Origin of the sequence: Streptomyces sp. NBC_00250 (genome assembly GCF_036192275.1) — a bacterium.
GTDB lineage: Bacteria > Actinomycetota > Actinomycetes > Streptomycetales > Streptomycetaceae > Streptomyces.
On the sequence record NZ_CP108088.1, the window covers coordinates 2,224,389 to 2,247,465 of the forward strand.

General features: G+C 73.3%; 18 protein-coding genes. 7 read left to right on the forward strand and 11 right to left on the reverse strand.

Features of this window, described 5'->3' with window-relative positions:
- Window positions 1–2: 2 nt before the first annotated feature.
- Window positions 3–599, reverse strand: coding sequence for a (2Fe-2S)-binding protein (locus tag OG259_RS10010; RefSeq protein ID WP_328941949.1), 597 nt, complete (start codon window positions 597–599; stop codon window positions 3–5).
- A gap of 2 nt (window positions 600–601) precedes the next feature.
- On the reverse strand, window positions 602–1,492 hold the full coding sequence (locus tag OG259_RS10015) for an FAD binding domain-containing protein (protein ID WP_055601527.1): 891 nt from the start codon (window positions 1,490–1,492) through the stop codon (window positions 602–604).
- Window positions 1,493–1,799: 307 nt separating this feature from the next.
- Between OG259_RS10015 and OG259_RS10020 the strand changes: the two genes are divergently transcribed.
- Both OG259_RS10020 and OG259_RS10025 read left to right on the forward strand, forming a co-directional pair.
- Window positions 1,800–3,497, forward strand: coding sequence for a PucR family transcriptional regulator (locus OG259_RS10020; RefSeq protein ID WP_328941950.1), 1,698 nt, complete (start codon window positions 1,800–1,802; stop codon window positions 3,495–3,497).
- A gap of 304 nt (window positions 3,498–3,801) precedes the next feature.
- Window positions 3,802–4,587 carry a hypothetical protein gene (locus OG259_RS10025; protein ID WP_328941951.1) on the forward strand — a complete coding sequence of 262 codons (786 nt, stop codon included), beginning with the start codon at window positions 3,802–3,804 and terminating at the stop codon, window positions 4,585–4,587.
- Between the two features lie 33 nt (window positions 4,588–4,620).
- On the opposite strand, the gene OG259_RS10030 is transcribed toward OG259_RS10025, so the two are convergent.
- The 3 genes from OG259_RS10030 to OG259_RS10040 form a co-directional block, all read right to left on the reverse strand.
- The gene (locus tag OG259_RS10030) at window positions 4,621–6,300 is read right to left on the reverse strand and encodes a hypothetical protein (RefSeq protein ID WP_328941952.1); all 1,680 of its coding nucleotides are present in this window, start codon (window positions 6,298–6,300) and stop codon (window positions 4,621–4,623) included.
- A 126-nt stretch (window positions 6,301–6,426) separates the two neighbouring features.
- Complete coding sequence (locus OG259_RS10035; protein WP_328941953.1) at window positions 6,427–7,068, reverse strand: hypothetical protein; 642 nt, start codon at window positions 7,066–7,068, stop codon at window positions 6,427–6,429.
- Window positions 7,069–7,129: 61 nt separating this feature from the next.
- Window positions 7,130–7,906 (reverse strand): GntR family transcriptional regulator, encoded by a 777-nt coding sequence (locus OG259_RS10040; RefSeq protein ID WP_328941954.1) that lies wholly within the window; start codon window positions 7,904–7,906, stop codon window positions 7,130–7,132.
- A gap of 193 nt (window positions 7,907–8,099) precedes the next feature.
- Here OG259_RS10040 and OG259_RS10045 point away from each other — a divergent pair, with 193 nt between their 5' ends.
- Together OG259_RS10045 and OG259_RS10050 are read left to right on the forward strand one after the other, a co-directional pair.
- Window positions 8,100–8,966: a (2Fe-2S)-binding protein gene (locus OG259_RS10045; RefSeq protein WP_328941955.1), complete on the forward strand. Its 867-nt coding sequence runs from the start codon at window positions 8,100–8,102 to the stop codon at window positions 8,964–8,966.
- A 204-nt stretch (window positions 8,967–9,170) separates the two neighbouring features.
- Window positions 9,171–10,295 (forward strand): DUF2637 domain-containing protein, encoded by a 1,125-nt coding sequence (locus OG259_RS10050; RefSeq protein ID WP_328941956.1) that lies wholly within the window; start codon window positions 9,171–9,173, stop codon window positions 10,293–10,295.
- Between the two features lie 31 nt (window positions 10,296–10,326).
- On the opposite strand, the gene OG259_RS10055 is transcribed toward OG259_RS10050, so the two are convergent.
- The 4 genes from OG259_RS10055 to OG259_RS10070 all read right to left on the reverse strand — a co-directional run bounded on the left by OG259_RS10055 (window position 10,327) and on the right by OG259_RS10070 (window position 18,153).
- The gene (locus OG259_RS10055; RefSeq protein WP_328941957.1) at window positions 10,327–10,731 is read right to left on the reverse strand and encodes an ATP-binding protein; all 405 of its coding nucleotides are present in this window, start codon (window positions 10,729–10,731) and stop codon (window positions 10,327–10,329) included.
- Between the two features lie 70 nt (window positions 10,732–10,801).
- Entirely contained in the window at window positions 10,802–12,544 is a 1,743-nt protein-coding gene (locus OG259_RS10060) for a pyruvate dehydrogenase (protein ID WP_328941958.1), read from the reverse strand.
- A 41-nt stretch (window positions 12,545–12,585) separates the two neighbouring features.
- Complete coding sequence (locus OG259_RS10065) at window positions 12,586–14,268, reverse strand: protein phosphatase 2C domain-containing protein (protein ID WP_328941959.1); 1,683 nt, start codon at window positions 14,266–14,268, stop codon at window positions 12,586–12,588.
- A 123-nt stretch (window positions 14,269–14,391) separates the two neighbouring features.
- On the reverse strand, window positions 14,392–18,153 hold the full coding sequence (locus OG259_RS10070; RefSeq protein WP_328941960.1) for a S8 family peptidase: 3,762 nt from the start codon (window positions 18,151–18,153) through the stop codon (window positions 14,392–14,394).
- A gap of 233 nt (window positions 18,154–18,386) precedes the next feature.
- Between OG259_RS10070 and OG259_RS10075 the strand changes: the two genes are divergently transcribed.
- From OG259_RS10075 to OG259_RS10085, 3 genes are all read left to right on the forward strand, one after another.
- Window positions 18,387–19,370 carry a helix-turn-helix domain-containing protein gene (locus OG259_RS10075; RefSeq protein ID WP_328941961.1) on the forward strand — a complete coding sequence of 328 codons (984 nt, stop codon included), beginning with the start codon at window positions 18,387–18,389 and terminating at the stop codon, window positions 19,368–19,370.
- 81 nt (window positions 19,371–19,451) lie between these two features.
- Entirely contained in the window at window positions 19,452–19,934 is a 483-nt protein-coding gene (locus OG259_RS10080; protein WP_328941962.1) for a DUF456 domain-containing protein, read from the forward strand.
- Window positions 19,935–20,130: 196 nt separating this feature from the next.
- Window positions 20,131–20,508, forward strand: a complete 378-nt coding sequence (locus OG259_RS10085) for a PPOX class F420-dependent oxidoreductase (RefSeq protein ID WP_328941963.1) — start codon at window positions 20,131–20,133, stop codon at window positions 20,506–20,508.
- On the opposite strand, the gene OG259_RS10090 is transcribed toward OG259_RS10085, so the two are convergent.
- Together OG259_RS10090 and rsgA are read right to left on the reverse strand one after the other, a co-directional pair.
- On the reverse strand, window positions 20,462–21,856 hold the full coding sequence (locus tag OG259_RS10090; protein WP_443051942.1) for an AlkA N-terminal domain-containing protein: 1,395 nt from the start codon (window positions 21,854–21,856) through the stop codon (window positions 20,462–20,464). The genes OG259_RS10085 and OG259_RS10090 overlap by 47 nt on opposite strands.
- A 97-nt stretch (window positions 21,857–21,953) precedes the next feature.
- The gene (rsgA, locus tag OG259_RS10095; RefSeq protein ID WP_328941964.1) at window positions 21,954–23,075 is read right to left on the reverse strand and encodes a ribosome small subunit-dependent GTPase A; all 1,122 of its coding nucleotides are present in this window, start codon (window positions 23,073–23,075) and stop codon (window positions 21,954–21,956) included.
- Window positions 23,076–23,077 lie beyond the last annotated feature (2 nt).

The window sequence follows — 23,077 nt, forward strand, 5'->3', positions numbered from 1 at the left end:
CGTCAGACCGCCTCTCCCTGACGCTCCTGGCGAGCGGCCGCGAGGCGGACCGCGTCGAGGATCTTCTCGTAACCGGTGCAGCGGCAGAGGTTGCCGGAGAGCGCCTCGCGGATGTCCGCGTCCGTCGGGGACGGGTTGCGCTCCAGCATCTCGTCGGCCGCGACCAGCAGACCGGGGGTGCAGAAGCCGCACTGCACGGCGCCGGCGTCGATGAACGCCTGCTGGATCGGGGACAGTTCGACGCCCTCGCCGGTCTGCGAGTCCTGACCCGGCTTGGCTTCCCACTTCTTGGCGGCGTCGAGCGAGGTGCCGCAGGTGCCGGTGGCGCAACCGGCGTGCTCCGCGCGGTCCTTGGCGAACTCGGCGAGGCCTTCGACGGTGACCACGTCGCGACCCTCGACCTGACCGGCGGCGACGAGACAGGAACAGACGGGCACTCCGTCGAGGCGGACCGTGCAGGAACCGCACTCGCCCTGCTCGCAGGCGTTCTTGGAGCCGGGGAGCCCCATCCGCTCACGCAGGACGTAGAGGAGGGACTCGCCCTCCCAGACGTCGTCGGCTTCCTGCGGACGTCCGTTGACCGTGAAATTGACGCGCATGGTTATGCAGCTCCCTCAAGCGTGCGGCCGCTGCCGCGGTACTGCTCCCAGGTCCAGCCGAGCTGGCGGCGGGCCATGATGCCGACGGCGTGACGGCGGTACTTGGCGGTGCCTCGGACATCGTCGATCGGGTTGGCGGCGCCCGAGCAGAGGTCGGCGAACTGCTTCGCGATCGACGGGGTGATGATCTTGCCGTTGTCCCAGAAGCCGCCCTCCTCCAGAGCCGCGTTCAGGAAGGCCTCGGCCTCCTTGGCGCGGATCGGGGTCGGCGCGGCGGAACCGATGCCGGTACGCACCGTCCGGGTCTCCGGGTGCAGGGCCAGGCCGAAGGCGCAGACGGCGATGACCATCGCGTTGCGGGTGCCGACCTTGGAGTACTGCTGGGGGCCGTCCGCCTTCTTGATGTGGACGGTCTTGATGAGCTCGTCGGGCTGGAGCGCGTTGCGCTTCACGCCCGTGTAGAACTCGTCGATGGGGATGAACCGGCTGCCGCGCACCGACTCGACCTCGACCTCGGCGCCCGCGGCGAGCAGGGCCGGGTGGGCGTCGCCGGCGGGCGACGCGGTACCGAGGTTGCCGCCGACGCCGCCGCGGTTACGGATCTGCGGGGAGGCGACCGTGTGCGAGGCGAGTGCGAGACCGGGCAGCTCGGCCCGCAGGTTCTCCATGATCTGGGTGTACGGAACGGCGGCGCCGAGGCGGACGTTCTCCTCGCCGACCTCCCACTCGCGCAGCAGCTCGATGCGGTTCAGGTCCAGGAGGTACTCGGGCCGCCGGTGGTCGAAATTGATCTCGACCATGACGTCCGTGCCACCCGAAAGGGGCACGGCCGTGGGGTGCTCTGCCTTGGCGGCGAGCGCCTCCTCCCAGCTGGCGGGGCGAAGGAAGTCCATGGTGGCTCTCTTCTAGTGATTCTTGCGATCGGGGGTCGTGCGCAGGGTTCCGGGGGGACGGCCGGTCCTCGACTTCACGTTCATGTGCTGTTCACGCGGTGTGTGGCCTAGTACACAAGCCCACGCTCGCCCGGGTGCAGTCACCGAAAACATGAAGGAGTTGGCTGGGTCCCGTCGTCGTCTTGTAGATTCGAACGAAAGGCGGGGAACAGTTACCTCGCTGTTTTCCCCTGGAAACGGTGGCCCCACGCCACCGTCGACAACGGGACACCCCACCACCCACTGACGAAGGAACGGCGGCGACACGATGCGGCTGCGCGCACTGCTGGAGAACGACGCGCTCGGGCTGCGCCTGCTCGGCGGCGAGGACGAGCTGGACCGCACCGTCCGCGGCGTGATGACGACGGACCTCAAGGACCCCAGCCGGTACCTGTCAGGCGGCGAGCTGGTGCTGACCGGCCTCGCCTGGCTGCGGGAGCCCGCCGACGCCGAGCCCTTCGCCCGCATCCTGGCCTCGGCCGGGGTCGCGGCCCTCGCGGCCGGCGAGGCGGAGCTCGGCGACATTCCCGATGATCTCGTAGAGGCGTGTTCACGCCATCGGCTGCCGCTCTTCGCGGTGAACGAGTCCGTTGCTTTCGCGACGATCACCGAGCACGTTGTTCGACAGGTCTCCGGCGAGCGGGCCGGCGACCTGGCGGCCGTGGTCGACCGGCACCGGCGGCTCATGACCTCGGGACCGGCGGGCGGCGGGCCCGAGGTGGTCCTCGACCTGCTCGGCTCCGACCTGGACCTCCGGGCCTGGGTCCTCTCCCCCACCGGCCGCCAGATCGCGGGCGCCGGCGAGCCCCTCCCGGCCTCCCTCGCCGCCACCCTGGCCGGTGAGCACCTGGCCGCCACCCGGACCGGACGGCGCGGCCCGCACCGTCTGAGCACCGGCGGGACGGCGTACTCCCTGTTCCCGATCCGCAACACCGGCCGGGGTGCCGCCCCCGCCTCCCGTGACGTGCGCGAGACGGTCCTCTCGGACTGGCTGCTCGCCGTCGAGGCGGACGCCGGGGACTGGCCGGCCGCCCGACTGGACCTGCTCCAGGGCGTCACGCAGCTGATCGCCGTCGAGCGGGACCGGCGCGACGCGGCCCGTACGGTACGGCGCCGGCTCGCCCAGGAGGTCCTGGAGCTGGTGCAGACGGGCGCCGCGCCCGCCGAGATCGCGGCCAGGCTGCGGGTCGCGGCCCCGGTGCTGCTGCCCGGCCTCGGCACGGCCCCGCACTGGCAGGTGGTCGTCGCCAGGGTCGAGTGGGAGCAGGAAGCCGGTCAGAGCTCCCCGGTGGACGCCGGCCCGGTCGCCCAGGCCCTCCTGGAGGAGATCCTCGTCGACCCGGCGACCGTGGGCGCCGAGTCCGCCGACCGGATCGCCGTCGCGCACAGCGGCGACGAGGCCATCGCCCTGGTCCCGCTGGCCGCGGGGCCGCTGCCGGACAGCGAGGACGAGGGCCCGGCCACCGCGCTGGGCCTGCACGCGGACGCGCTGCTCGCGGCCGTGCGCGCTCCGCTGTCGGCCGGTCTCGCCGACGACGGGCGGCTCACCCTCGGCGTCAGCGCGGCCGTGCACTCGGCGGAGGGCCTGCGCGGGGCCCTGGAGGAGGCCAGGCACGCCCGCCGGGTCGCCGCGGCCCGCCCGGGCCGGGTCTGCGCCGCCGGTCACCACGAGCTGGCCTCGCACGTCCTGCTGCTGCCGTTCGTGCCGGACGACGTCCGGCGCGCGTTCACGGCCCGGCTGCTCGACCCGCTGCGCGACTACGACCGCCGGCACCGTGCGGAGCTGATCCCGACCCTGGAGGCCTTCCTGGACTGCGACGGCTCCTGGACCCGCTGTGCGACCCGCCTCCACCTGCACGTGAACACGCTGCGTTACCGGGTGGGCCGGATCGAGCAGCTCACCGGCCGTGATCTGTCCCGTCTGGAGGACAAGCTCGACTTCTTCCTCGCCCTTCGGATGAGCTGATCGGACGAGCGGGGAACTCCGACGCGGATTCACCCTTTCGGGCGAGTCCGGTGGAGTGACGTCCGGCCGGTGGGGGCCCGTCGGCCGGGTCGGCCGACGGGCCCCCACCGGGGCCTGATCACTGGCCCTGCGGCGATCTGACGGCCTGTCGGCCGGGGTCGGGACTGCGGCGCCCCTCCGTACCGGTGTCTTGTGAATTCTTTCACCTGACCCCTTGGCCAGGTACTGCCCTTCGTGCTGAGATGCGGGTCTCACTCAACAGCTCAATGGCGCGCTCGGGGAGGGCAATGTGGCGGACACCGCCATGTCTGGTTCCGAATCAAGGGGCGGCGAAGATCCGTCCCTCGCCTACGGCAAGGAGACTCCCGTGGAGACCGCCATATGGCGGCTCCGCTCCCGAGGGTGTTGGACGGACGCGGCGGCGCTGCTCGCACCGCACGCGAACGAACCGGCCGCCGCACTCGAACGGGCCGCGCTGCTGATCGAGCGCTGCCTCTACACCGAACAGGGCTGGGCCGACGCCGAGGAGGCGCTCAGGGCGGCCGAAGCGGTGGCCGGCACGGACGAGGAACGGGGCGCCGCCGCGTGTGAACGCGGTTATCTCGCCTACGCGTCGACGCTTCTGGGGGTACGCGACCGGGCCGACGAGGCGCGGATGGCACTGGGCCGGGCGGCGGCCCTGATCGCCCCCTCCGCCGAGGGCCGGCCGCTGCTCGACCTGCGGCGCGGGCTCATCGCACAGAACCTCGGCGACTCCCCGCAGGCGGCCCACGCCGCGTACCGCAGGGCGCATGCCGGGGCCACCGCGCAGGGCGACTCGCTGCTGCTCTCCTCCACTTGGCGGCATCTGGCCGGACTGGCCCTGCGGGAGGGCGAGTTGGCGGAGGCGCGGCACGGCTTCGCGGAATCGCTCAGGATCCGCGAGGAGTTGGGCTACCTGGTCGGTACGGCCCCGGCCCTCACCGCGCTCGCCACCACCGAGACGGAACCGGAGGCGGGTCGCCTGCGCGCCGAGGCCCGCCGTCTCTTCCGCCTCCTGGGCGGGGTGCCGACCTGGCTCGCGAGCCAGCTGACACCGCGGACGGCCTGAACCACCGCCCCCTGAGGGGTTGGTGACGGTACGTCAGGAGGAAGGGCGCTTCGGCGCGAGACACACCAGGCTCTCGTCGGTTCCGATGAGCAGGGAGCCCGCGCCGGTGACGGCGACCGCACGGACCGGGGGGCCCGGACGGAACGAGAGCGTCCGGCCGCCCTCCGGGCGGTGGAGTTCGACGAGACCGTCGCCCCAGGCGACGGCGACCAGCGGACCGTGCGGGGTCTCCGTCGCGTGCAGGGAGACCACCGGCGAGGGGCGTTCGGCGAGGGGTTCGGGGCGCGGGTCACGGCCCGGGGTCCAAAGCCGGACCGTTCCGTCCACGCCGCCGGAGCAGACGAACGGGGTCTCGGACTCCACCGCCGAGACCGCCGTGACCCGGCCGCTGTGCGAGGCGGCCTGGTGCAGGCCCCGCAGACCGAAGGCGTGCACGGAGCCGAGCCGGTCCCCCACCACGACCGAACCGGCGATCGCCGCGAGGGCCGTGCCCGGGTGACGGGCCAGGGTCGTCGAAACGGCCTCGGTGAGCCGCTCCAGGTACGGGGCCCTGGGCGCCGCCCCCCGTACGGTGTGCAGTCTCCCCCGGTCGTCCAGGAGCAGGACCGTCCCGTCGGGCGCGGGTGCGAGCGCGGTGACCCGGCCGGGAACGGTGTGCGCGAGGCGTCCGGCCGGACTCGCGTCGGCCTCGTGGAGCAGCCGTACGGCGCCGGTGCGGTCGCCGACGAGCAGGGTCCCCTCCAGCGGCCCGCCCGCCGCGCCGAGGACGGTGACGGGACCCGGCCAGGGCGGGGTCAGATCGCCGCGGTGCCGGGCCCAGCGGAGCCGCCAGGCCGCACCCTCGGCGAGCTCGGCGAGCGCCGGGCGCAGCCGGGGGTCGGCACCGTCGCCGAGCGCCGAGAGCAGTACCAACGCCCGCTCCGCCGGGGTCTGTTCGCGGCAGAGGGACTGACCGGCCCGCATCCAGGCGGCCCGTAGCCCGCCGTGGTCCTCGGCGGCGTCCTCGCCGGGCCGGGCGGGTGCCTCGGGGCCGTCGAGCGTGCCCGGGAGTCCGGCGGCGGCCGCCCCGGTGACGTACGCCGTGGTGACGTGCAGCGGGTCGGCCGTGCAGACGGCCACCGGGTCGGAGAGGTCCGGCGGCGGCCGGTCCCGCTCCGGGGCGCCGACGACGACGGCGTCGGGGTCGCCGTCGAGGTCCACGACGGCCACCCGCCGGTCGGTCCGCAGGGCGGCGGGAGCCGGGGTGCCGCTGCGGGCCTCGACCACGAGACGGACCCGGCCGACACCCGCGAGCTCGGCGATCAGCTCGGTGAGCGCGGCGGGTTCGGCGGCGGCGTGGAGGTCCGTGAGGAGGAGGACCGGGCGTCCGGCGGGCCGGGCCTCGCTGGTGGCCAGGGCGTGCACGAGGTCGCCGGGCGCCCTCGCCACCACCCCGAGGCGGTCGGCGATCGTCCAGGTCGCGCCGAGCGCGCTCTGTCCGGCCAGCGGGACGAGAACCCGGGCCGTGCGGCGGCGCGGCCGGCCGGCCCGCGGGCCGTGCTTGGCGAACCAGCCGAGCAGCGCCGTCTTGCCGCTGCCGGGGGCACCGGTGACGAGGCAGAGCCGGGGCGCCTCGGGGTCGGTCAGCCAGCCGAGCAGGGCCGTGGCCTCGGCTTCCGTACCGGTGGCGGGTCGGCGTCCGTCCCATGCCGGGGACGGGGTCGCGGACGGCATGAGGCACCTCACGGGCGACGCGGTACGGGCGGCTGTCGCCCATGACCTTAGTGGGCGCGGGCCCCGGGGGCCGCCCCGTCGGCGGAGGCGGTCTCCCGGGAGCTTCCGCGGGATTCTCGGGGCGGGTCAGAGGTCGGGGTTGCCGCCGCCCGCGACGAGCTTGAGCCGGCCGACCTGGACCTGGGCGGCGCGCTCCGCCCTCTCCGGTCCGAACCGATTGGTGCTCGCGTAGGACACCACGGTGCCGACGCGCATGTAGACACCGACGTAGCCGTCCCGCTCGAAGGCGTACGTCTCGTCGGCCCCGGTCTCGGCCTTCACCGGCGTGAAGGTGCCGGCCTCGCCCGTCGACGCCTTCCTCTTCTTCTCCACCGCCTTCAGTACGGCGGTCGCCTCCGCCTCCGTGCCGAAGGTGTAGAGCATGAAGGAGACCCCCTCGTCCGAGGAGGAGCCGGCCAGGACCAGGTCCTTGATGCTCGCGGCCTTCACTCCGGCGCAGGCCACGTCCTCCAGCCTGTCGGCGCAGAACTTCATGGCCTCGGCCTCCGGGACCAGCTCGGGGTCGCCGCCGGTGTACGTGCCGTCGCTGAACTCGGACGCCACCGGCAGGGCGTTGATCAGCCCGGTCGCGTCCAGCGAGACCGACTGCACCTTGTCCTTGCCCTCCGCGCCCCCCGCGACCGCATCGGTTCCGTCACCGTCCCCGCATCCCGTGAGCGCGATCGACAGAACCGCCGCGACGGCCATCCCTCGTATCCCCGTCTTCATCCTGACTCCCCGTGTGGCTCGGCCGATCGACATGATCATCAACCTTAGCGGGCCGCAGAGGTCAGGTGTTCGAGCCGGTGAAGTGTTCGCGGACGAGGGCTTCCACGACCGGGAGGTCGTGGGCGATCAGGGCGTCGAGCAGGGCGGTGTGCTCGGCGGCGTCTGCGACGAGCACACCGTGGCGGACGGCGGGTGCGCTGATCAGGGGCCACTGGGAGCGGCGGTGGAGGTCGTCGGCGACGGCGAGCAGTTGCTCGTTCCCCGCGAGGGAGAGGACGGCCCGGTGGAAGGCCCGGTCGGCCTCGGCGTAGTGGGCGCGGTCGCCCCGGGCGGCGGCGGTCGAGGTCGCCTCGGCGAGCGGGCGGAGCTCGGCCCAGCGGGCGGCCGGGACCGTGCGGGCGAGCCGCAGCATGACGGGGACCTCGATGAGCGCGCGGATCTCGGCGAGTTCGGCGAGTTCGCGCGGGGTCCGCTCGGTGACGCGGAACCCGCGGTTCGGCACGACCTCGACGGCGCCTTCGACAGCGAGGCGTTGCATGGCCTCACGGACCGGGGTGGCCGAGACGCCGAAACGCTCACCGAGGGCGGGCGCGGAGTACACCTCGCCGGGGACGAGCTCGCCGCCGACGAGGGCGGTACGGAGGGCGTCGAGGATCTGGCCGCGCACGGAGTGCCGTACGACGCGGGAGGCAGGGGCGGGGGCGGCCGGTTCGCCGTGGGTGTGCTCGCCCCGCGCGTACTCGTGGGGTCGGGCCTGTTCCGGGACGCGGGCGGCGTCGTCGCCGAAGGGCGGGGACGGCCTCTCCGTCGCCCGCTCGCGCGCTGCGCCCTGCTCCACCCGGGTCCTCCTGCGGCCTCGAACCGGTCCCCGCTCGCGTCGCGCGGGTCCTCTGTGCACCATAGGCGAACGGACCGACATCAGGGGTGTGAGGACTGCCTCGCTGGTGGGGGCCTCGGGCCGGTGGTGAGAGGTGACCCCGAATCGGGTAAGGTAAGGCTAACCTGCCAACGCTCGCGATTCGGTGGTCCGCATGACCGTCCCCGCTCTGTTGCCCGCCTCTTCGACCTCGCCCGTCGCGGCTGCCTACGCCCGGCTCGCCGAGGTCTTCCCCCACCTCCGGATAGAGGAACACGTCCGGGGTGAGCGGCTGCCGCGCGGCGCGGGCTGGGTCGGCGCGGAGGAGCTCGCGGCCGGCGGCCCCGACCTCGACGCCTTCCTCGCCTGGGACAACGCGCAGGTGCTGCGCGACTACGGCACCCAGGCCCGCCCCGACGTCGTCGCCAGCTTCGGACTGCACCGGTACGCCTGGCCGGCCTGTCTCCTCGTCACCGTCCCCTGGTTCCTGGACCGCAGGGTGCCCCGGCTGCCCGCACGGAACGTCTCCTTCCAGCGTGCGCTGGGGCGGATGGCGGTGCGCGTGGAGGAGTTCGCCTGCCTGCCGGGCGACCCCGCGGCGGCGCTGCCCGGCGCCCGGGTGGTCGCCGACGAGGACGCGCTGCGGGCCGAGGTGCGCGCCTCGCTCGCCGAGCACTTCGAGGCGATCCTCGACGGCTTCGGCTCCCGGATGCGGCGCGGCCGTCGTGCCCTGTGGGGGATGGCCACGGACGAGATCGTCGAGGGCCTCTGGTACGTCGGTGCCCTGCTCGGCGAGGAGCGCCGGGCGATGGCCGAGCTCGACCTCCTGATGCCGGGCACCGCCAAGCCGTACAAGCCGTACGCGGGCGCGGCGGGCTTCCGTGAACTGGCGGGCACGGAGGGGCCGGACGGCGCCCCGCGCGCCACGCGCGACCGGGCGACCTGCTGCTTCTTCTACACGCTGCGGCCCGAGGACACCTGCATCACCTGCCCGCGTACGTGCGACGCCGAGCGGGTCCGTCGGCTCACCGCGACCGCCTGAGGCTCCCGAGTGGTTACGCCACCCGGAAGGGTGGCGTAAATCGAACTCGATTCCCGTTCCCTGTATGGGCGTTCGACCAGATCGCACCTATTCGTATGCCGTGGCGCCCCGATGGCGTGCTCTTGCCCGGAAACCCCTTGAGCGCCCCACGGGGTCGGCCAGTATGGGCCGCCAAACGCCCTACTGCGATGCAAGGGACACCGCATGAGACTGACCGACATATCGCTGGACTGGCTGCTTCCGGGTGGCGTGATGGTGGCCGGAGTCCTGACGGCGGTGGCGGTGCTCGCGCGCGGGAAGCGCGCCGGTGACCAGGCCGCGGCCGAGGACTCCTGGGAACGCAGTGAGGAGCGCCGCAGACGCAAGGAAGCCGTGTACGGCACCGCTTCCTACGTCCTCCTCTTCTGCTGTGCCGCGGTCGCCGCGGCACTGTCCTTCCACGGACTCGTCGGCTTCGGCCGGCAGAACCTCAATCTCACCGGGGGCTGGGAGTACCTCGTCCCCTTCGGCCTCGACGGCGCCGCCATGTTCTGCTCGGTGCTCGCGGTCCGCGAGGCGAGCCACGGCGACGCGGCGCTCGGCTCGCGTCTGCTCGTCTGGCTGTTCGCGGGCGCGGCGGCCTGGTTCAACTGGGTGCACGCACCGCGAGGCCTCGGCCACGACGGCGCCCCGCAGTTCTTCGCGGGCATGTCCCTCTCGGCGGCGGTCCTCTTCGACCGGGCCCTCAAGCAGACCCGCAGGGCCGCGCTGCGCGAGCAGGGCCTGGTGCCCCGCCCGCTGCCGCAGATCCGGATCGTGCGGTGGATGAGGGCGCCCCGGGAGACGTTCGCCGCCTGGTCGCTGATGCTGCTGGAGGGCGTACGGACCCTGGACGAGGCCGTCGACGAGGTGCGCGAGGACCGGCGGGAGAAGGAGCAGAACCGCATCCGTCGGCGCGACCAGGTCAAGCTCGACCGGGCACGGCTGAAGGCGATCAACCGCCAGCACCGCGCCTTCGGGCTCGGCAGGGGCGGCGGCCGTCAGGTGGAGATGGCGGCGCTGAACGCCGCGGCAGGTTCCGGTACGGGCCCGGGTTCGGGGTCCGGCACCGGGTCGGGTTCGGGTTCCGCCACGGCGTCCGTACAGGCCGCCGTCGCGGAACCCGCCATAGCGGACCCGGGACAACTGCCGCTTCGACCCCGGCCCTCCCTCCAGGCCGTCAGAGGCCGTGACATCCAGACGGGTGACTCCCGGACGGTGGACCTCACCGCGGAGGACGACACCCAGACGCTGCCCCGGCTCGACTCCCTTGAGCGCAAGCTCAAGGATCTGGAGCAGCAGTTCGGCTGAGCACCCCTCCGCAGACCGGCGGGGCCGCCTCTCAGGCGGCCCCGCCGTTCAGTTCGAACCACACCACCTTGCCGACCTCGTGGTCCTCGACCCCCCAGGAGTCGGCCAGGGCCTCGACGAGGACGAGTCCTCTGCCGTGCGTACCGTCGTCGGCGCGCGGTACGTGCGGTGGCGCGAGTCCGGGGACGAAGTCACGGACCTCGACCCTCAGCTGCTCGGGCACGACCGTCGCGGTCACGACGGCGCCGTGCTCGGTGTGGATCAGGGCGTTGGTCACCAGTTCGCTGGTGAGCAGCTCCGCCACGTCGGAGGCGCCCGGTCCGCCCCACTTCCGCAGCAGTTCACGCAGGGCATGTCGCACCTCCGGCACCGCGGTGAGATCTGCGCATCCCACCTTTCTGAGCAGTTGAGTCGGCTGTCGTGCCTCCCCGGCCATAACCCCCACCCACAGATCGCGTCGAACAGGCTCACGGGGATGCATGCCCCGCCAAAACGCCCGCATTCCCTCAGAGTCGGGGCACGTTGCGCAGGTTGGACCGTGCCATCTGCACCATCCGGCCCACTCCCCCGTCCAGGACGATCTTGCTGGCGGAGAGGGCGAAGCCGGTGACCATGTCGGCTCTGATCTTCGGCGGGATGGAGAGCGCGTTGGGGTCGGTGACGACGTCCACCAGGGCCGGGCCCTTGTGTCTGAAGGCGTCCTTGAGGGCGCTCGTCAGGTGCTTGGGCTTCTCGACCCGTACGCCGTAGGCACCGGCGGCGCGGGCGATGGCCGCGAAGTCCGGGTTCTTGTTCGTCGTTCCGTACGAGGGGAGTCCGGAGACCAGCATCTCCAGCTCGACCATGCCGAGCGAGGAGTTGTTGAAGACGATCACCTTCACCGGCAGGTCGTACTGCACGAGGGTGAGGAAGTCGCCCATCAGCATGGAGAATCCGCCGTCGCCGGAGAGCGAGACGACCTGCCGGTTCCGGTCGGTGAACTGCGCGCCGATGGCCTGCGGCAGCGCGTTCGCCATGGAGCCGTGACTGAACGAACCGATGATCCTGCGCCGCCCGTTGGGGCTGAGGTAGCGGGCCGCCCAGACGTTGCACATGCCGGTGTCCACGGTGAACACGGCGTCTCCGTCGGCCAGTTCGTCGATGACGGAGGCGACGTACTCCGGGTGGATCGGAACGTGCTTCTCGACCTTGCGGGTGTAGGCCTTGACGACGCCTTCGAGGGCGTCGGCGTGCTTCTTCAGCATCTTGTCGAGGAAGCGGCGGTCGCTCTTGGCGCGGACGCGCGGGGCCACACAGCGCAGGGTCTCGCGGACGTCTCCCCAGACGGCCAGGTCGAGCCGGGACCGGCGGCCGAGGTGCTCGGGCCGGACGTCCACCTGCACGATCTTGACGTCGTCGGGCAGGAAGGCGTTGTACGGGAAGTCGGTGCCGAGCAGGATCAGCAGATCGCACTCATGGGTGGCCTCGTAGGCGGCGCCGTAGCCGAGCAGTCCGCTCATGCCGACGTCGTACGGATTGTCGTACTGGATCCACTCCTTGCCGCGCAGGGCATGGCCGACCGGAGACTTGATCCGCTCGGCGAACTGCATCACCTCGGCGTGCGCCCCGGCCGTACCGCTGCCGCAGAAGAGCGTCACCCGGTCGGCCGCGTCGATCATCCGCACCAGGGCGTCGATCTCGGCGTCCCCCGGGCGGACGGTCGGCCGGGTGGTGACGAGCGCCGTCTCCACCGCCTTCTCCGGGGCCGACTGGGAGGCGATGTCGCCGGGCAGCGAGACCACGCTGACGCCGCCGCGGCCGACGGCGTGCTGGATCGCCGTGTGGAGCAGCCGGGGCATCTGCTTCGGGTTGGAGATGAGTTCGCTGTAGTGACTGCACTCGCGGAACAACCGGTCGGGGTGGGTCTCCTGGAAGTAGCCCAGGCCGATCTCGCTGGACGGGATGTGCGAGGCGAGGGCCAGGACGGGGGCCATCGAGCGATGGGCGTCGTACAGGCCGTTGATGAGGTGCAGGTTCCCCGGGCCGCAGGAGCCGGCGCAGGCGGCGAGCCGGCCGGTGATCTGGGCCTCGGCCCCGGCGGCGAAGGCCGCGACCTCCTCGTGCCGCACCTGGATCCAGTCGAGCGAGGGGGTCCGGCGGATCGCGTCGACGACCGGGTTCAGGCTGTCACCGACGACGCCGTACAGGCGCCGGACTCCCGCGCGCACGAGGATGTCGACGAACTGTTCCGCCACGTTCTGTTTGGCCATGGCTCCATCAACACATGGCCCGGCGGGTTGCGCCCGGTGGATTACGCCTCCCAGACGCCCACCCCCGTACGGTCGTCGGCGTAACCGGTCACCCTCAGCTGGGTGTCGGCGAGGAACGCGGCGAGGCCGGGCGCCTCGGCTGCGCCCCAGCGGGCGGCGAGCTCGCGGGCGAGGGCGGGTTCGCCGCGCATCGGTTCGGCGAGGCCGGGCGAGGCGAGGAGCAGGGTGTCGCCGGGGCGGGCGACGGACGCTCGGAAGCGGAACGGCTCGGCGGGCGGCGGCACGGGCTCCTCGACGAGCGGCCCCGGGGCGGTCGTGATGCCGAGGTCCATGGTGAGCCGGTCGCCCTCCTCGGTCTCTTCGGCGGCGGTGGTGGGCGGGGAGCCGAAGCCGAGGACGGGGGCGCCGGTGACGGCGGCCTGTTCGGGCAGGAGCGGTTCGATGTCCTGCCAGGAGCCGTCACGGAGCCGGAAGAGCCCACCGCCGCCGATGCCGAAGAAGACCCGGGTGCGGCAGTCGGGGTCGGCGGGGACGAGCAGACAGCGGAGCGTCGCGGTGTACTCGTCGGGGGCGAGGCCGCGCTCGGCGGCGCGGGTGCGGAGCTTTCCGTACGTACGGTCGGTCAGCCGGTGCAGTCCCGACTTGAGGTCGCCGCGGCGGCCGGACCTGATGTCCTCGGAGAGCCGGGCATGACTGCGGCAGACGGCCTCGGCGATCCACTGGCAGGCGTCGGCGGCGGCGAGATGGGCGTCCTCGGCGGCGCGGGACCCGGCGGCGACGGCGACGAGGACGAGCGCGGTCTCGTCGTGGCCGAAGCGGGCGGTGAGCAGGGCGTCGCGGCGGGGCTCGCCCCGGTAGCGCGCGGAGTCGCCGCGTACGGAGGCGGCCCGGAGGGTGCAAGTGCCGTAACGGGCCCCGTCGAGCACGGTGTCGGACACCAGCTCGCCGAGCTCCCCGGGCCGGGCGACGGGCAGTGCGGTCGGCTCGGGCTCGTAGGTGGGGGGCCTGCTGCCGACGTATCCGGTACGGGGCCGGGGCACGGAGACCTCGACGGTGAGGTCGGCTTCGGAGCCGGAGCCGGAGCCGGCACGGTCCCGGTCCTCGAACCCCGGTTCGGGCTCGGGCTCGAACTCCGGGTCCTGCCGGGGCGGGACCGGGGGCACCTGCACCTGGACGGTGGGCACCTCGACGGGCGGCGCGGGCGGCGAAGGAGGGGGAGGCGGCGGCGCGGCAAAGGTCTGCGGCCCTTCCTGCCGTACCTCCCACGGCGCGGGTGGCGCGGCGGGGGCCGGTGGCGGGGTGTGCGGCGCGGAAGAGGGGCCCTGCGCGGTGGGCGGGGGCGGCGGCGTGGAAGGCGCGCTCGGGGCCCTGGCCGGGTTCGGCGGTCCGCCCGTCCCGGGTGGCGCGTGCGGCGGGGCCGGGGCGGGGCCGGCCGTCGCGCCCCACGGGTCCGGCGTCCTGCGGGGCGGGGCGGGCGTGGGGTCCGGGCCCTGTGCGGCCGGACTCTGTGCGGCCGGACTCTGTGACGCCGGGCGCGGGTCCGGCACGGGTGCCGGGCCGGACGAGGCGCTGGGCGCCGACTCCCGTGTCGGCGGGTCCGTCGTGGCCCTCGTCGCCGTCGTGAAGTGGTCGTCGAGTGTGTCACCCGACGCCGTCGGGGCCGTGTCCGGCGCCGACTCGTCGTAGAGCTTGTCCCACCAGTTGTCGTCCCCCTGCTGAGTCATGCCCTTATTGTCCACCGCGCGGGGCGCCCGAAAACGGGACATCAGGAAAACCGTTGCTGCAAATGGGTGGTCCGCCGGACGGCCCCACCCCCCACGGGAAGGACGTCCGGCGGACCGGCGTGATCAGCGCACGTCGTAGGCGCGGACCACGGTCTGGGTGACGGAGTTGCCGTTGGCGTCCGTCAGTTCGGTCTTCAGGGTGACCGGCTTGCCGGTCGCGCCCGTGTGGTTCACGGTCGCGGTCCAGTTGCCGCCCTGCTGAGAGACCCGCGCTTCGGTCCAGGTCGTACCCCCGTCGTAGGAGTACGAGAGCTTGGCCGAGGTGAGCGCTGCGGGGGTGTAGCCCGCGTGACCCGTCGCGGTGAGGCCGATGTGCTGGCCGTCGGTCGCGGCGAGGGTCTTGAGTCCGTCCTCCGGAAGGTCGTACCGGGGGAAGAGAATCGGGATGCCCTGAGAATAGACGCTCTCGTCAAGCTTGGAGGTGAATTTCCACACCGAGTTGACGGACGTGGAGCGGGCCCACACCTTGCTGCCGATCTTCATGGTGTTCTGTTCGAGCGTGTACGTCCCGGCTTCGGCCGGTACCTCGAAGGCGCCGAACGGCCAGCCGTTCTGCCCGAGGAGCTCACCGTCGCGGCTGAGGCTCAGGTTGCCGATGTCACCGAAGGAACCGGCCTCGGCGTAGTGGGTGCTGTCGCCCCACATGGCGGCGGAGAAGCCGATGTAGTTGCCCTGGCGCTCGGCGGCGAGGACCGGCTTGCCGGTGGCGTCGCGGGGGGCGGTGGGGGCGATGACGCCGTCGTACCAGTTCTCGGTGCGCTTCTCGCCGGACTTGTAGGTGTGCGCGGTGCCGATCATCAGTTCGCCGAACGGGAAGCTGCTGCCGACCATCTCGGCCCAGGCGGTGTCGCCGCCCGTGTAGTACTCGGTGCGGCTGCCGGGCGCCGGGACGCTCTCCAGGGAGCCGAAGGTGACGCGGGTGCCGTTCGGGCGGTAGGCGTCCGCGAAGTACATGAAGTCGGCGGCGATCCCGGCCGAGCCGTAGCGGGCGTCCTTGCGGCCGAGACGGGAGTCCTGGACGCGGTAGGTCTTCTCGTCGCGGACGGAGCCGGACTCGGGGAAGGCCAGGTTGTAGGAGTACGGGCTCTTCGCGGTGGCCTTCCAGTCGAGCGTGACCTCACCGGCCGCCAGCTTGCCGCGGAGGGCCGCCGCCTCGCCGGACGGGACGGACAGGACGGGCAGGCCGAGGCCGGTGAACGAGCCGCCCGGGTACCAGCGTTCGGGTGTCGAGTGGTGGACGATCACGGCGACGGCGCCGGCGGCCTTGGCGTCACGGGCGAGGGCGCCCGCGGCGGTGGAGTCGTCGGGCAGTCGGACGAGGGCGATGCGGCCCTGGACGCCGGCGGCCTTCAGCTCGTCCGGGGTGCCGGCACCCGCGTCGACGAGCCGGGCGGAGCCGGTGCCGTCGAGGTTGTCGGAGCCGGTGGAGGCGGTGAGCGGGTGCAGGGTCAGACCGTCGGTGGTGCGCAGCGAGGTGATCAGCGGGGCCGCGGTGCGCCAGTAGCTGCCGAACTCGAAGTCGCCCTCGTCGGCGGCACCTTCGACCGAGGCGTAGTAGCCGCGGATGGTACGGGGTCCGGCGGCGGTGCCGGCGTGCAGCCAGAAGTCGTCCCAGGAGCGGGAGAACGCGAGGGTGGCGCCGCGGAGTTCGCCGGGCTTGTCGGTCTTCACCGACAGCTTGTGGGCCTTGCGGGCGTCGAGGACGACGGTGGTGTCCTTCTTCAGCTCCAGCTGCGGGCGGCCGAGGTAGCTGAGCGAGTCGGTCAGCTTGGCGCCCTCTTCGACGTCGGGGCTGGTGACGAAGGAGGAGAGGAAGTAGCTGCCGGGGCGCAGGCGGTAGACCTGGTCGGCGGCGCCCTCGTTGAAGCGGCGCTCGCCGCTCGCGACGTCGGTGCCGATGACGTCGAGGGACGAGGCGCCGGAGGCGGGCTTGCCCTGACGGTCGATCAGCTTGACGCGGAGGGTGACGGTTTCGGGCTCCACGTAGAGGGAGAACGGGGTGGAGACGTGGAGGCCGCCCTTGCCGGTGGCGATCACGCGGCCGGTGACGTCGCCGTACTGGGCGCGGTCGAGGGCGGCGTCGGGGGCGAGCTCCAGCGGGACCTGGACGGTCGCGCCGGCCGGGACGGTGACGGTGCCCTGGCCGAGGCGGGCGACCGAACTCCGCACGCGGGAGCCGTCGTTGCCGGTGACCTTCTCGACGGCCAGGTTCAGGGTGACCGGGGCGTCGGAGGTGTTGGTGTACGGGACGGACACCGTGGTGCGGTCGGTCCTGTCCTGCGGCCAGTTGAAGGTGCCGCCCTGGACGGCGGAGGCGCCGAGGACCGTCTGGTCGATGGCCGACTTGACGTCGAGGCGGCCGCCGCCGACCTCGCGGACGTCGCCGGGGAGGTCGCTCTCGGCGGAGGAGACGAGGGCGGCCTTGATCTGCTGGGCGGTCCAGTCGGGGTGGCGCTGCTTGACGATGGCGGCGGCGCCCGCGACGTGCGGGGTGGCCATCGACGTACCGGACATGGACTGGTAGGCGTACACGCCCCGGCCGCCGGCGGCCGCGGCGGAGATGTTCACGCCGGGCGCGGCTATCTCGGGCTTGAGGGTGTGGTTGACGATCGTCGGGCCGCGGCTGGAGAAGTACGCGGTGGAGTCGTCGCGGTCGGTGGCGCCGACGGTGAGGACGCTGGGCGCACAGCCGGGCGAGGAGACCGTGTTGAGGGTCGGGCCCGAGTTTCCGGCGGCGATGACGAACAACGTGCCCTTGTTCTGGGCGAGTTCCTCGGCGGCGACGCTCATCGGGTCGGTGCAGTCGGTGGGGGCGGGGTTGCCGAGGCTCATGGAGACGACGTCGGCGCCCTGCGCGACGGCCCACTCCATGCCGGCGATGATCCACGAGGTGGCGCCGGAGCCGGAGTCGTTGAGGACCTTGCCGTTGAGGAGCTCCGCGCCGGGCGCGACGCCCTTCTTCGCGCCGCCGCTCGCGGCGCCGGAGCCGCCGACGGTCGAGATCGTATGGGTGCCGTGGCCCTGGCGGTCGTCGGCGGTGTCGGAGTCGGTGAAGTTCTCCGCGGCGACGATGCGGCCCTTGAGGTCGGGGTGCTCGGCGTCGGCGCCGGTGTCGAGGACGGCGACCTTGGTCCCGGTGCCGTCGTAGCCGGCGGCCCAGGCCTCGGGGGCGTGGACCTGCTTCGTCGAGCGCTCCAGGGTGGCCTGGACCTTGCGGTCGAGCCAGAGCTTCTTGATCCCGGAGGCGGAGCGGGCGACGGGGGCGTTCAGCTCGGCCCAGAAGGTGGCGGCCTGCTTCTTCTCCGCCTTGAGTGCGACGCCGTCGACGGTCTTGAGGACCTGGCCGCGCTCGGCACCGCGCGGGGCGGCGGGCACGGAGCGGGCGAGGTCGGAGCCGTAGACCGCGATGAGCGGAAGCGTGGTGGTGGCGTCGTCGTCGTAGCCCTGGCGGACCAGCCCGGTGACGTTGAAGAGTTCCTCGTCGACGCGGCCCGCGGCGAGCGCGTCGGTGGCGTCCTCGGGGTAGACGTACAGGTCCTGGCCGGAGCGGCGGGTCTGGACCAGGGGGACGGTTCCGTCCTCGCGCGGCAGGGCCGTGGCGGAGGGGTTGCCGTCGGCGTCGCGGGTGACCACGACGCGGTCTCCGGTGACCAGGGTCACCGTGACGGGCCGGTCCCCGGCGCGGGCCGAGGCCTCGCTGCCTACCAGCGGTCGCTTGCCGGCCGTGTCGTCCTGCGGCTCATTCGCCATGGACGGCGCGACCGCGGTGACGGCCAGGACGACGGCGGTCGCCGCCCCCAGGGCCGTACGCGAAATCGGGCGCATCGCTCTCCCCATCTGATTCCGGAAAAAGGGCACAAGACACCCGTTTCCGGAGGCTGTTAGTGCTGCGGTGGCGCCACATTGGCAGAGGTGAGGGCCGTACAGGGATGATGGGCGAGGCGGGAATGCGCCGTGGCCGTTTCCCGCCAGGTCACCAACGGAACGAATGCCTCCGGTGAATGTCCTGGGAAGATCCGGGTCGCGCCGCCGGAGGTAGGGCGAGGGGTGGGGCATCCATGCTGGGAGCGATAGGACTCGACGAGCGCCAGGAGTCCGCGTACCGGGCGCTGGTCGCGCTGGGCGCGGCCGAGGTGACCGATCTCGCGCACCGGCTCGCACTGCCCGAGCGGGACACCGAGCGGGCGCTGCGCCGCCTCGAATCGCAGGGCCTCGCCGCACAGTCCTCGGCGAGGACCGGGCGGTGGGTGGCGGCGCCGCCGGGGGTGGCCCTGGGCGCGCTGCTCACCCAGCAGCGGCACGAGCTGGAACAGGCGGAGCTGGCGGCGGCGCTGCTCGCCGAGGAGTACCGGGCGGAGGCCGAGGAAGCGGCCGTGCACGACCTGGTGGAGGTGGTGACCGGCGCGAGCGCCGTCACGCACCGCTTCCTCCAGCTGCAGCTGGGTGCGCAGGAGGAGGTCTGCGCCCTGGTGACGGGCAAGCCGATCGCGGTCTCCGGCATGGAGAACGAGGCGGAGGAGCAGGCGGCCGGCCGGGGGGTGCGCTACCGGGTGGTGATCGAGCGCGAGGTGCTCACGCTCCCGTCCGGTCTCCTCGAACTCTCGGCCGCCCTCGGCCGCGAGGAGCGGATCCGGGTCGCCGACCGGGTCCCGACGAAGTTGGTGGTCGCCGACGGGAACCTGGCGATGGTGCCGCTGACCGGGCGGGGCGCGGAACCGGCGGCGATCGTGGTCCACGCGAGCGGGCTGCTCGAATCGCTGATGGGCCTGTTCGAGTCGGTGTGGCGGGAGGCGCTGCCGCTGAGACTCGGGGCGGGTGCGCAGATCACCGAGGACGAGGCTCCGGGTCCTGACGTCATGGACCTGGAGATCCTGTCGCTGCTGCTCGCCGGGATGACGGACGCGAGCGTGGCGAAGCAGCTGGACCTGGGGTTGCGGACGGTGCAGCGGCGGGTGAAGGGCTTGATGGAGCTGAGCGGGGTGACGACCCGGCTGCAGCTGGGCTGGCACGCGTACGAGAAGGGCTGGGTGGCGCGCGGCTGAGCGGGGGCGCCGCCGCGCTCGTCGTACCCGGATGCCCGCCGCGACCTGCGCGAACGCCGGTTGTGGGGGACGCTGGGCAGCGTGGGTGTGTGGCAGCTCCTGATGGTCGCGACGGTGATGCTGCTCGGCCTGTTCGGGGTCCTGGCCCCCGGCGTGCCGGGGACGTGGCTGGTGTGGGCGGCGATGCTCTGGTGGTCGCTGCACGAGCGGACGGACCTCGCCTGGATCCTGCTGGCCTCCACGACCGGTCTGCTGCTGCTCACCCAGGTGGTGGTGTGGCAGCTGCCGCCCCGCCGCTTCCGGGGCGTGGGCATCACCCGGCGGATGGTGACGTACGCCGGGGTCGGCGCGCTCCTGGGCTTCGTCCTGGTCCCGGTGCTCGGCGCGATCCCCGGTTTCGTCGGCGGGATCTACCTCTCGGAACGGCTCCGGCTCGGCGGCCACGGCCAGGCACGGGCGGCGACCCGCACGGTGATGCGGGCGGCCGGCACGAGCGTGCTGGTCGAGCTGTTCTCCTGCCTGCTGATCGTGGGGGCGTGGGCGGGGGCGGTGCTCTGGGGCTGAGTCCTCCGTCGGGTACGGCGTGTACGTCGCGTGCGGAGCGGGACTTCCCGGACACGGCCTGGGTCGTGCCCGGGAAGTAGCGCCGTCCGCCCGCAGGCCAGGCGGGATTCTCCGGACACGACCTAGGTCGGAGGAGGGAGACGGGATGGGTCCCGCTGCCGATCCGCCGGCGGCGCGGCGGCGCGATGCTGGAGTCATGAGGGACTTCGAGGGCTTCAGCGAGGCGGAGCGCGCTTATCTCGCCGGCGGCCGGCAGCTCGGCCGGATGGCCACGGTCGACCCGTCCGGTCAGCCGCAGGTCAATCCGGTGGGCTTCTTCCCGCAGGAGGACGGGACCGTCCTGGTGGGCGGTCTCGCGATGGGCCGTACGAAGAAGTGGCGCAACCTGCGGGAGAACCCGAAGGTGGCGCTGGTCGTCGACGACCTCGCGAGCGTCCGGCCCTGGCGGGTGCGGGGCGTCGAGATCCGGGGCGAGGCGGAGCTCCTGGTCGGCCCGCACGCGCTGGGCCCGCACTTCAGCGAGGAGGTCATCCGGATCCACCCGCGCCGGATCCACAGCTGGGGTCTGGAGTAGTCCCCGGGAGCGCGGTCCTGAGGTAGCGGGCGGCGTACGAACGCCAGGGGCGCCACTGCTCCCCGCCCGGGACACCCGCCGGGGGTACGTCCGGGTCGCCGAGGGCCCGCATCCGGATCAGGGCGGCGGCCTCGGCGGTCACGCCGGGGACGGTGAGCAGCGCACGCTCGGCCTCGTCGCGGTCGGCGCCGGGGTCGAGCCGGACCTCGCCGTCGGCCAGCGCACGGGCCAGCGGGCCCGCGACGGGGTGGCCGGTCAGGACCCGGGGCTCCGGGAAGACGTGGGTGAGGGTGCCGCAGGGGGTGGCCAGCGGGGTGCCGTGGGCCTCGACGACCCGGGCGGCCTGCGCCGTACCGAGGAGCGTGCGCAGCGCGAACTCCTCCGGATCGGCCGTGCCGGGGGACCGTACGCCGGGCCGGGCGGCCACCTCGGCGGCGAGCCCGGGTGCGGCGCCGAGGCGCTCGGCGACCGCGTAGGGGTCGGCGTCGAGGTCGAAGAGGCGCCGCAGCCGGTGCACGGCGGTGGTCAGGTCGCGCAGCTCGGTGAGATGGATCCGGGCCTCCAGCCAACGCCCGGCGGAGCGCTCGTCGACGGAGACGACCCCGGTGCCGTACGGGAGCCTGAGCGTGCGCCGGTAGGTGCGGACCCCGGGGGTGCCGACGACCTCCTCGACGCGGGGCACGGCCTCGGCCGCGAGGAGGTCGAAGACCTCGCCGGCGGCGTACGGGCCCCGGTGGGCGAGCCGCAGCGGTACCCCGGCGGCGAGGGCGGTCCGGGCGCCCGCGCCGCTGCCCGCCTCGGCGCGCAGGGCCGTGGGGGTGCGGGCGTAGACGGCGCGGATCGTCTCGTTGAACTGGCGGACGCTGGCGAAGCCGGCCGCGAAGGCGATCTCGGTGACCGGCAGCCCGGTGGTCTGGAGCAGCAGCCGCGCGGTGTGCGCCCGCTGGGCGCGGGCGAGGGCGACGGGCCCGGCGCCGAGCTCGGCGGTGAGCTGCCGCTGTACCTGCCGGGTGCTGTAGCCGAGGCGGCCGGCGAGTCCGGGCACGCCTTCGCGGTCGACGACGCCGTCGCCGATCATCCGCATGGCGCGCCCGACGACATCGGCCCGTACGTCCCAGGCGGCGGAGCCGGGCACGGCGTCCGGGCGGCAGCGGCGGCAGGCCCGGAAGCCGTGGCCCTGGGCGGCGGCGGCCGTCGGGAAGAACGCGACGTTCTGCCGTTTGGGGGTGACGGCGGGGCAGCTGGGACGGCAGTAGATGCCGGTGGTGCGGACGGCGAAGAAGAACTCTCCGTCGAACCGTGCGTCCCTGCTGCTGACCGCCTCGTAGCGGGTGTCGTCGTCCTTCACGTCTCCCAGTGTGCGACGCCCGACGACACCCGGCTCGCGGTTTTCGGACACGGCGCTGCGAGGGTCGGGGGAGGGTCGCCCCTCCCCCGCGCGCCCGCTAACGGACGTGGCCGCGCTTCAGTTCCATGGCCCGGCGGCCCTCGGCGCCCTTGCGCTTCCAGTCCTTGAGGATCTCGTTGCGCACGCGGGCGTCGGTCTTGGCCACGAGCCGCTGGTTCTCGCGGATCAGCTTGCGGTAGCTCTCCAGACGGCGCACCGGCAGCGAGCCGTCCTCGATCGCCGCCGCCACCGCGCAGCCCGGCTCCGCCTCGTGGGCGCAGTCGTGGAAGCGGCAGTTCCCGGCCAGCTCCTCGATCTCCGAGAAGACCTGGCCGACGCCCGTCTCGGCGTCCCAGAGCCCGACCCCGCGCAGCCCGGGGGTGTCGATGAGGACGCCCCCGCCCGGCAGGACGAAGAGATTGCGGGTGGTCGTGGTGTGGCGGCCCTTGCCGTCGATGTCACGGGCGGCCTGGACGTCCATGACGTCCTCGCCGACGAGGGCGTTGGCGAGGGTCGACTTCCCGGCGCCGGAGACGCCGAGCAGCACGGTCGTACCGCCCGCGACCACCGCGGACAGCACGTCGAGTCCCTCGCCCGTGGTCGAGCTGAGGGGCACCACCTGGACGCCGGGGGCGACCGTCTCGACGTCCTCGACGAGGTAGGAGAGCCCGACGGGGTCGGGCACGAGGTCCGCCTTGCTGAGGACCACGGTCGGCTGGGCGCCGGACTCCCAGGCCAGGGCGAGGAAGCGCTCGATCCGGCCGAGGTCCAGCTCGACGGCGAGCGAGACGGTGATGACGGCGTGGTCGACGTTGGCGGCGAGGATCTGTCCCTCGGACCGCTTGGAGGAGGTGGAGCGCGCGAAGGCCGTACGGCGCGGCAGGCACGCCCGTACGTAGCGCGGGTCGCTGACGCCTTCGGCGTCGACGGCGGCCCAGTCGCCGGTGCAGATGACCCGGAGCGGGTCGTGCGGGGTCACGAACGCCGTGTCGGCGCGCACGATCCCGTCGGCGGTGGCGATGTCGCACTGCCCGCGATCGACCCGGATCACTCGGCCGGGGACGAGTCCCTGGGCGGCGTGCGGGGCGAAGTCGGCGGCCCAGCCGGCGTCCCAGCCGTGGGCGTCGAGCAGGGAGGAGGAAGAGATGAAGGAGGAACGCTCGGAAAGCGGGAAAGACAAGG